Annotated in this window: 9 protein-coding genes; all 9 read left to right on the forward strand. The window is 60.1% G+C overall.

All coding sequences use genetic code 11. The features are described from left to right. Positions 1–188 (forward strand): hypothetical protein (locus B3E94_RS18070; RefSeq protein WP_286914539.1); only part of this gene is annotated, 188 nt, incomplete at its 5' end. Positions 189–445: 257 nt separating this feature from the next. Then, the gene (tssB, locus tag B3E94_RS18075; RefSeq protein ID WP_286914540.1) at positions 446–949 is read left to right on the forward strand and encodes a type VI secretion system contractile sheath small subunit; all 504 of its coding nucleotides are present in this window, start codon (positions 446–448) and stop codon (positions 947–949) included. Between the two features lie 32 nt (positions 950–981). Then, entirely contained in the window at positions 982–2517 is a 1536-nt protein-coding gene (gene tssC, locus B3E94_RS18080; RefSeq protein ID WP_286914541.1) for a type VI secretion system contractile sheath large subunit, read from the forward strand. 23 nt (positions 2518–2540) lie between these two features. Next, positions 2541–3893, forward strand: coding sequence for a type VI secretion system baseplate subunit TssK (gene tssK / locus B3E94_RS18085; protein WP_286914543.1), 1353 nt, complete (start codon positions 2541–2543; stop codon positions 3891–3893). After that, the gene (tssL, locus tag B3E94_RS18090) at positions 3890–4567 is read left to right on the forward strand and encodes a type VI secretion system protein TssL, short form (protein WP_286914544.1); all 678 of its coding nucleotides are present in this window, start codon (positions 3890–3892) and stop codon (positions 4565–4567) included. Before tssK ends, tssL begins: the two co-directional genes overlap by 4 nt. 7 nt (positions 4568–4574) lie before the next feature. Further along, positions 4575–6239 carry an OmpA family protein gene (locus B3E94_RS18095; protein ID WP_286914545.1) on the forward strand — a complete coding sequence of 555 codons (1665 nt, stop codon included), beginning with the start codon at positions 4575–4577 and terminating at the stop codon, positions 6237–6239. A gap of 48 nt (positions 6240–6287) precedes the next feature. Beyond that, positions 6288–6779 carry an Hcp family type VI secretion system effector gene (locus tag B3E94_RS18100; protein ID WP_176513417.1) on the forward strand — a complete coding sequence of 164 codons (492 nt, stop codon included), beginning with the start codon at positions 6288–6290 and terminating at the stop codon, positions 6777–6779. Positions 6780–6931: 152 nt separating this feature from the next. Continuing rightward, on the forward strand, positions 6932–9577 hold the full coding sequence (tssH, locus tag B3E94_RS18105; protein ID WP_286914548.1) for a type VI secretion system ATPase TssH: 2646 nt from the start codon (positions 6932–6934) through the stop codon (positions 9575–9577). A gap of 2 nt (positions 9578–9579) precedes the next feature. Beyond that, positions 9580–10006: contractile injection system protein, VgrG/Pvc8 family (locus tag B3E94_RS18110; RefSeq protein ID WP_286914546.1), on the forward strand; the 427-nt coding region annotated here is incomplete at its 3' end.

The following is a 10006-nucleotide window of genomic DNA, read 5'->3' on the forward strand; positions in this document are numbered from 1 at the left end:
CTCGTTTCCCGCTCCAAATTCGATCCACAGTGCGTCGCTGGGATCACAAAGAAGAGGCCTCAGGGCCTCTTTTTTTGTGCCTGGAATTTGGCCTGCCAGGGCCAAAACCGAACGTGGCAGGCGCCAGCACTTCACATGACGCCCTCTCTTTGTCCTTCGCTGTCATCACCGTCCTCACGTTTCAGTGACGCTGGTTTTATTGAATTTCTTCCAGACGCTTTTTATTGATGTGAATCAATTGAAAGTTTTCGCAATAACTGCCTGCTACACATTTTCTGTAGGAATAATTTCCTTTAAATGTAGGTCCGGTCTATCTTTTGGCCCAACTATAGATTGATTTGAAAACTTCATCCAAGGTGTCACCCGGTGGTGCGGCGCTTGTCGTTAGAAAGAAGCGATATTCAACTAACGACATCATCAGGCCCGCCAAATTTCGGGAGGGGTTATGGCTTCGAAGAGTTTTCAGGGCGAAGTGCCAAAGGCACGCGTCAATATCAAGCTGGATCTGCATACGGGCGGTGCACAACGCAAGGTTGAGCTACCGCTCAAACTCATGTTGATGGGGGATTACAGCAACGGTGCGGAGCAGCGCCCCCTTGCAGAAAGAGCAAAAATCAATATCGACAAGAATAACTTCGATCACGTCCTGGCGGACTTTTCGCCCGCGGTGCAAATGGCGGTTGAAAACACGTTGGTCGACGACGGCTCCGATACCTCGGTCGAGTTGCAATTCCAAAGCATCAAGGATTTTGAGCCTGAACACGTGGCGCGGCAAATTCCTCAGCTGCGGGCGCTTCTGGCGATGCGCAATCTATTGCGTGAATTGAAAGCCAATGTGCTGGACAACGCCACGTTTCGCACCGAGCTGGAGCGCATCCTCAAGGATGAAACATTGAGCGAAGCCCTGCGCAGCGAACTGACGGCACTGGCGCCGCCCACTGAGCATTGATCGCGCTTGGCCCCCATCACAGGAAGTTAGAAATGTCCGAAAAACAAACTTCTGCGCAAACGCGCAGCGGCACGGTATTGGCTGAAAGTCAGGGTGTGTACCACGCGCTTTTCGAAAGAATCAATCTCAAACCGCTTGCCGAAATGGGTGGGATTGAAGCGTTTCAAAGTGTAGAGGTGCTCTCGGAGGCGAGTGCCGACGAGCGCGTGACGGCATCCATCAGTGTCTTTCTCGATTTGCTCAAAGGTGCGTCGTCGAAAGTCGAGCGCCTCGACAGGGCATTGCTCGACAGGCACATCGCAGCGCTGGATACACAAATCAGCCGTCAGCTCGATGCGGTGATGCACCACCCTGACTTCCAGCGAGTCGAATCAACCTGGCGCGGCGCGAAGTCACTGGTCGATCAGACAGACTTCCGCCAGAACGTGCGCATTGAACTGCTGGATATCAGCAAAGCCCACCTGGTCCAGGATTTCGACGACGCACCCGAAATCGCCCAGAGCGGCTTGTACCTGCATACCTACACGCAGGAGTACGACACGCCCGGAGGCGAGCCCATCGCCGCTGCGGTGTCCAACTATGAGTTCGACCGCAGCCCGCAAGACATCGCGCTGCTGCGCAGCATCTCGAAAGTGGCGGCGGCTGCGCATATGCCCTTCCTGGGAGCGGTGGGGCCAGCTTTCTTTGGCAAGGAAAGCATGGAGGAGGTTGCTGCCATCAAGGACATCGGCAACTACATGGACCGCGCCGAGTACATCAAGTGGCAGAGTTTTGCCGCCAGCGACGATGCGCGCTACGTGGGGCTGTTGATGCCACGGGTATTGGGCCGCTTGCCTTACGGCCCGGATACGCGCCCGGTACGGGCTTTCAATTACGTGGAAAAGGTCAAAGGCCCCGACCATGGCAAGTACCTCTGGGTAAACGCCACGTTTGCCTTCGCCGCCAATATGGTCAAGAGCTTTATCGCCAACGGATGGTGCGTGCAAATTCGTGGGCCGCAGTCGGGCGGTGCGGTCAGCGACCTGCCGATTCATCTTTATGATCTGGGCACGGGAAACCAGGTAAAAATCCCCTCCGAGGTGATGATCCCAGAAACCCGTGAGTTTGAATTCTCCAACCTGGGCCTCATCCCGCTGTCGTATTACAAGAATCGCGATTATGCGTGTTTCTTTTCGGCGAACTCTGCGCATAAGCCCGCGATTTACGATACCGCCGAAGCGACGGCCAATAGCCGTATCAACGCCCGTTTGCCCTATGTTTTCCTGCTGTCGCGAATTGCCCATTACTTGAAGCTGATCCAGCGAGAAAACATTGGCACGACCAAAGACCGTCGTTTGCTCGAAATGGAGTTGAACAAGTGGGTCGGCGGATTGGTGACTGAAATGACCGACCCGAGCGATGACTTGCAAGCTTCACATCCTTTACGCGAGGCGAAGGTGATCGTCGAAGACATTGACGACAACCCTGGCTTCTTCCGGGTCAAGTTGTTCGCTGTGCCGCACTTTCAAGTGGAAGGTATGGATATCAACTTGTCATTGGTATCGCAAATGCCTAAGACGAAATCGTAACCCCGGCTGCAGGAGTCTATGCCTTGAATATTGCGCGTCCGTTATGGGCTTCGGGAATGCTGTTGTCGCCGCAACAATTCCAACAGCAATCCCGCCTCGAATCGTGGGCCAACCGTTTCTGTATGCAACTGGGCCTTGTTCATCCTTGGGGCATACAGGCAGTGGCGTTCGATAAGGACGCGCTACTTCTCGGCAAACTCAAGGCAGCTTGCATTCGCCTCTGCATGCCGGATGGCACGTTGATCGACACTGATCGTATCGACCCGTTACCCGCGGCGATCGAACTTGCGCATCGGCTGGAGGATGCGCCAAGCGCAACGGTACTGTTGGCCTTGCCGTTGGAGCAGGCCAACGGCAACAACTGCCTGTTCGAAGGCAGTACGGCGGATCGTCCGAGGCGCTATCGCCAGGTGTGGCGCGAGGTGCAGGACCAGTTCGGTGACGAAGTGCAGTCGATCGGTGTGCTTGAGCACGCCTTGAGCCTGCGTTTTGCTGATGATGACAATGCCGACTACCTGACATGCCCCCTGGCTCGCCTGGTGCGTGGCGCCCAGGGTGGTTGGGAGGTGGATGGCGCGTTCATTGCGCCGCTGCTGAGTATCGATGCTCATCCAGGTTTGCTTTCGCAGTTGGACAACCTGTTGACGCAGCTTTCAGCCAAGCGAGAGCGGCTGATGGGCATGCGGCGTGAAAGCAACCAGCGCATGGCCGATTTTGCCGTGGCGGATGTCACCTTGTTCTGGCTACTCAATGCCTTGAACACCTTCCAGCCAGTGCTGGCAGACCTCAAGGCCCAGCCCGCTCGGCACCCCGAGCAGGTGTATCAATGCCTTATCCAGTTGGCGGGGAGTTTGCTGACGTTTTCGCTCGATCAGGATGTCGGCAGCATTGCGCCGTACCAGCACGGCAACCTGGAAGCCGTGTTGCCGCCCTTGATGCGGACCATTTCCAGCTTGCTGGAAGCGAGCCTGCCGTCGCGGGTCGTGGCGCTGGTGCTGGAGCAGCCCAGTGCCAACCGTTGGCAGGTCAGCTTGAACGACCCCCGCCTGCTCGAACCCAACGGCGCTGATTTCTACCTGTCGGTTCGTTGCCGGCTGCCCGTTGCCCAGGTGCAGAGCCAGTTTCCCAGGCTGTGCAAGGTAGGTGCGCCACAGGACGTGGATCACCTGGTGAACGCTGCGCTGGAGGGGGTACCCCTGCAGCCGCTCAGCCATGTGCCGGCGGCAATTCCGTTGCGGCTGGAGAATCAGTACTTCGCCCTCGATCTCGCCCATGCCAAGGGCCAGGCCATGTTGGCCGACGGTGTCTGTGCGCTGTACGTGCCGAGCACGTTCGCGGACCTCAAGCTTGAACTCTTTGCGGTACTGCGCGCATGAAGCGGATAGAGCAACCCTTCGCCTCGCGCTTGAACATCGACGAGCTGCTGCAAGACACCTATCTGCTGGTCATCGAGTTGCGCCAGGGCGCCAAGGTGCACAGCTCGCCGGAGCTATGGAGCAGCTGTGTAGAGCAAGTCGAACGCGTCCGAGAAGCACTCGTGGAGGCAGGGCTGGATGCGCGAAACATCGATTTCATCAGCCACGCCCAATGCGCCTTGCTGGACGAAACCGTGCTCGCGCGCGTGGTGGACGAGGCTCATGCCGCCTGGGCCAGAGAGTCTTTGCAGGCCAGGTTCTTCAATACCCATCAGGCGGGTGAGTTTGTTTATCAGGAAATACGCTCGGTGCTGGGAGAGCCTTCGGCCAACCCGCTTGTGCTCACCGTTTTTCAACGGGTGTTGATGCTGGGTTTCCTGGGGCGATATCGCGATGCCAATGACCCGGAGCGCCAGCAACTGCTGGCTGCTCTTACCTCGCAAGTTGCCCCGTTCGACCTCACGCAAGGCCTAGTGGTGCGGGCAGGTAAAACCCCTTCGCGGCAAGCGTTGTTCTGGCTGCATTCACCTGTGCTGCACGTTGTCGCCGCGAGCGTGGTTCTCGCCGGTGTCTGGTGGGGGCTGGACCGGGTACTGGCAGAGGCGCTTGCCTCGCTGCTGCCGGGCCTGGTGTGAGGCGCCTATGACACGCAAGCAGATTCGCGGCCTCAGTTTATGGGCAGCTGCATTGGCCTTGGCGATCGTGGCGATCGTCCCTCTTGCCGCTGGCTGGCGGGTGCTCTGCATGGTAGCGATAGCGTGCGCGGCGCTCCTCACTTGGTTGCGTGCCTCAAGACCAGAGGCATACCCAGGTGACCTGCTTTTGGCGCAGGGTTGCGCCTTACCTCCCGCTTCCTATCCTCACCCCGTATTGCTGGTGTGTGGTGATGGGCTTGTCGGCCTGTTCGGCCCGATTCCCGATGACCGCTTGGCACTGCGTGTGACCGATCTGGGTTGTTATGTACGAGTGCCTTGCGTGGACCAATTGCAAGGGCTGGCTGCGCAAGTGCTGGCAAAACGGCCGGCGTGGAACGGGCAGCTCAGTGCGTTGTTGATTGTCGATCCTTGTGCTCATAGCGACGCACCAGTACTGACTGGCCAGATACGCCGCTTTGGCAACCAAGTGGCCATGGTGCGCAAGCGTGGGGTCGGCCTGCCTGTCCTGGTGACCTGCTACCTGCAAACCCTGTCAGCGGGCTGGTTCAGCTGGGAAGCGGGCAAAGCCGGCCTGGTGGTGCGGGAGGCGGGTGACTGCATCGACGTGAGCGAGTGGCAGCAAAGCGCGAACCCAGCGGCGCGCCTGGAGACGTGCGTGCAGTTGCACAGCGCCACCCAATGGCTTGCTGAACTGATGAAGTCTGATGGGGCGGGCAAGCGGCACAGTCACGCGTTTTGGCCTGCCGTGGCAGTTGCCTTCGTGGCAGGGCCTGCGGCGGGGCACTGGGTGGAAAACAACCTGTGGCAACGTTGGCTGCATGAACACACGCGATTGCGCGCCACGCCCAAGGCGCCAGCCACCAAGGTCGCCGAGCAGTCGCCATTCCCGGACCCTTTGCTTCATCTGTTGCCCATCAACGCCCCGCGTCATCAGCGATACCGTGCGCAGTTGCTGGGCCTGTGGCTGCTGGTTGGCGCAGGTGTCATCGCGCTGATGAGCTCGGCATGGCAGAACACATTGCTCGTGCGCCAGGTAACTGACGACCTGCGCCGTTACCAGGCTGCGACGCTGAGCCAGGATCAAGAGCAGGCACTGGCAACGCTTCGCCAGGATGCGCTGCGCCTGGACGACTACTACCGCCAGGGCGAGCCGTGGTCGCTTGGCTTGGGCTTGTATCAGGGGGAGCGGCTGCGGGCGCCTGTGCACGCCACGATTTCCGGCCATCGCCGGCCGGCGACAGTGCCCCTCCCAACCCATCCCCGCGAGGTCGTGCGGTTAGACAGCCTGTCACTGTTCAGCAGTGGCAGCGCCCAACTGAAGCTGGAGTCGACCCACGTGCTGGTCAAGGCACTGGTCGGTATCAAGGCCCAGCCTGGCTGGCTGATTGTCATAACCGGGCACACCGACGCCACCGGCAATGACGAACAGAACCTGCGTTTGTCCACCGCACGCGCTGCTGCGGTGCACCAATGGATGTCGCGCATGGGCGATATCCCCGGCAGCTGCTTTGCCGTCCAGGGCTTTGGTGCCAGCCAACCGGTTGCCAGCAATGACACCGAGCACGGTCGCTCGCTCAATCGTCGCGTAGAAATTCGCCTGGTGCCAGAGCCGGGGGCGTGTGCCTCTTCGGCCGTGGCGTCGGGCGCGTAACCCAGGCCGCATTTGGCGGCATTCAACTTCCAGGAGAAGGAGTTTCACATGGCTATACCCGTTTACCTCTGGCTGAAAGATGACGGCGGCGCGGAGCTCAAAGGTTCTGTGGGCGTCGGCGGGCGCGAGGGCTCGATCGAGGTGGTCGCGCAGGCGCACAGCCTGTACATCCCGACCGACAACAACACCGGAAAACTGACGGGCACGCGGATTCATACGCCGTTCGTGTTCAGCAAGGAGATCGATGCTTCGAGCCCCTACCTGTACAAGGCAGCCACCACGGGGCAGACGCTGAAGTCCGCTGAATTCAAGTGGTACCGGATCGATGATGCCGGCCAGGAAGTCGAGTACTTCAACACCACGCTGGAGAACGTGAAGGTCGTGAAAGTCGCGCCAAAGATGCATGACATCAAGGATCCATCGAAGGAGAAACATAACCACCTGGAAGAGATCGAGCTGCGTTACGAGAAGATCACCTGGACCTTCAAGGACGGCAACATCATTCATTCCGATGCCTGGAACGAGCGCCCCAACGCCTGATGCGCTACTGCCGGCAGGCGGCCATCCGTCTGCCGGATCTACCAGCGGTGTGCTGGGTTGAGCGTCCGCTCGAGGATGTTCAACCGAACACATCGCCCCTCGTCACCTGCTACTCGGACGCAAGTCTTGCCCGCCTAACAAGGACGCACTGTATGTCACATGATCCAACCCGCCTGCTTCGTCGCCTCAATGCTTATTGTGCCCAGGCACTGACAGCGGCTGCGTCCATGTGCCAGAGCCGCGGTCACGCACAGATCACCTTCGAACACTGGCTGCTCAAGTTGCTGGAGCAAGGGCAGGGCGACCTGACAGTCATTGCACGTCGCTGCAACTGGGACATGGATGCCATGTGGCAAGGCTTGCTCGAGTACTTCGACAAGTTGCCACGTAGCGTTCGCAACAAGCCGCAACTGAGCAATGAGCTGCAGCAGCTGATTACCGATGCGTGGTTGCAGGCATCGCTGGAGGGCAACAGCGAGTGCTTGCGTTCGTCTCATCTGTTGGGCGCTTTGCTGAAAGCTCCAGGGTTGCTCAGGTGCCCGGCCGCCTGGCCATTGCTCAGTATCGGCTCAACGCAATTGCAGCAAATGGCTGCATCGCTCGATCAAGCGTCGGAGGAACGCCCCGAGAGCCCGGTCACGCTGGGCGAGCAACCTACGGGTGAAAGCCAGGCCTTCGATGACAGTGCCTTGCTGCAAGTGCTCGAACGGTTCACGCAAGATCTCACGGCAAAAGCTGCGGCAGGGCAGATCGACCCGGTGTTCGGCAGGGATGACGAAATTCGCCAGGTCATCGATATCCTCGGTCGGCGGCGCAAGAACAACCCGATCCTGGTCGGTGAGCCAGGGGTAGGCAAGACCGCGCTGGTCGAAGGCCTGGCCTTGCGCATCAGCGCAGGGGAAGTGCCTGACAGCCTCAAGCCCGTGCAAGTGCGGGCCCTGGACCTTGGCCTGTTGCAAGCGGGCGCGGGTGTAAAGGGCGAGTTCGAGCAGCGGCTCAAAAGTGTCATCGATGCCGTTCAACAGTCCCCCACGCCCATCCTGTTGTTCATCGATGAAGCCCACACCCTGATCGGTGCCGGCAACCAGGCTGGTGCGGCAGATGCTGCGAACCTGCTCAAGCCCGCCCTTGCCAGGGGCGAGCTGCGCACCCTCGCCGCCACCACTTGGAGTGAGTACAAACAATATTTCGAGCGTGATGCTGCGCTGGAACGTCGCTTTCAGATGGTCAAGGTCGATGAGCCCGACGATGGCAACGCTTGCCTGATGCTGCGTGGCCTGAAGGCGCGGTATGCCGACCACCATGGCGTGCATGTCGACGATGCAGCGGTTCAGGCGGCGGTCACCCTGTCGCGTCGCTACCTGACCGGCCGCCGCTTGCCTGACAAGGCCGTCGACCTGCTCGATACGGCCTGTGCTCGCGTTCGCATGAGCCTGGACTGCGAACCGCAGGCGTTGGTGCGGCTCAAGTCCAGCCAGGCCGCGCTCAAATTGCAGCAACAGGCTGTGCAAGAGGACGGTCAGCTTCGGGGGCGCTGCGACGACGACCTGTTGGCCAGGCTTGGTGAACAACTGAGCCATTTGCAAGAGCAGCAAGCGGCCTTTGAGCTGCAGTATCGGCAAGAGCTGGCGCTGACTCAGCAATTGCTGCAAGCGCGTCAGTCTGTAGCGAAGGATCCAGCTGAAATTGCTGAGCTGCAGCGACAGTTGGGCAGCATCGCAGCGCAGCAGCCCTTGGTCGCGCTGGATGTAACTGCGCGCAGCGTGGCCGAAGTGATTGCCGACTGGACCGGTGTGCCGCTGGGCAGCTTGCTCAAGGATGAACACGCCAGCCTTCTGGCCCTGGAACAGCAGCTGTCAGAACGCGTCATTGGTCAGGAACATGCGTTGAACGCACTGGCTCAACGCCTGCGTGCAGCCCGCACCGGGTTGACCGATGACAAGACCCCGCTGGGCGTTTTCCTGCTCGTCGGCAGCAGTGGCGTCGGCAAGACCGAAACGGCACTTGCGCTGGCTGACAGCTTGTTCGGTGGCGAGAAATCGCTGATCACCCTCAATTTCTCGGAGTACCAGGAGGCGCACACCGTCAGCCAACTCAAGGGCTCGCCGCCTGGCTACGTGGGCTACGGGCAGGGCGGGGTGCTCACCGAGGCGGTGCGTCAGCGCCCCTACAGCGTGGTGTTGCTGGATGAGGTAGAAAAGGCCCACCGCGATGTGCTCAACCTCTTCTATCAGGTTTTCGATCGCGGTTTCATGCGTGATGGCGAAGGGCGGGAAGTTGATTTTCGCAACACCGTTATCCTCATGACATCCAACCTCGCCAGCGACGCGCTGCAAGATTTTCTGCATGCGCAACCCGAAGCCTCCGACAGTCAACTGCAGAATCTGCTTCGCCCCGTTCTGCGCGAACACTTCCAGCCCGCCTTGCTGGCGCGTTTTCAAACCCTGATCTACCGGCCGCTGCGAGCGGATGCGCTGAAACGCATCGTGGCCGTCAAGCTCGCCCAGGTGGCCAAGCGGCTTGAGCGTCACTATGGCGTGAAGTGCAGCATCGATGAGGCGCTCAACGATGCATTGATCGATGCCTGCCTGTTGCCCGATAGCGGTGCCCGCAACATCGACAGTTTGCTGAATCAGCAGATCCTTCCCGTGCTGAGCCTTCAACTGCTGCAGCGCCAGGCAGCCGGCCAGGCCACGCGAGGCGTGACACTGGGGCATAGCGAAGGGCTGGGTGTCACCCTGGACTTCGCCGACGCCGACGAGGCTCAGCTCGCGCAACGTGCGCCCGTGGAGGCCTGAACATGGCAGAAGGGATTCTGGGCCTGTTCAACCCCAGCCAGCACAAACTGGCAGTGGAGGGTTTGGCCGCAGCACTCGACGTGTTGTCCTTCGAAGGCAGGGAGCAGCTCAGCGAACCCTTCCTCTACCGCGTGGAATTCACCTCGGCAGAACAGGACATCGCCGTCGAGCTCATGCTCGGCAAGCGCGCCACCTTCAGCCTGCACCCACCCCCCAGCAAGCTGCCCCTGCTGGGCCTGCCCGCGCCCCAGATCAAACCGCTGCGTACCGTGCATGGCGTGGTCACCGGCTTTGAGCGCCTGTCCAGCTCGCGGGACGAAGCCCGCTATCAGCTGACCCTGCAGCCGCGCCTGGCGCTGCTGGGCCGCGGCCAGCAATACCGTATCTACCAGCACCAATCGGTGCCGCAAATCGTCGAGCACATCCTGC

It is taken from the genome of Pseudomonas sp. UBA6315 (assembly GCF_002438125.1).
GTDB classification, from domain to species: domain Bacteria; phylum Pseudomonadota; class Gammaproteobacteria; order Pseudomonadales; family Pseudomonadaceae; genus Aquipseudomonas; species Aquipseudomonas faucium.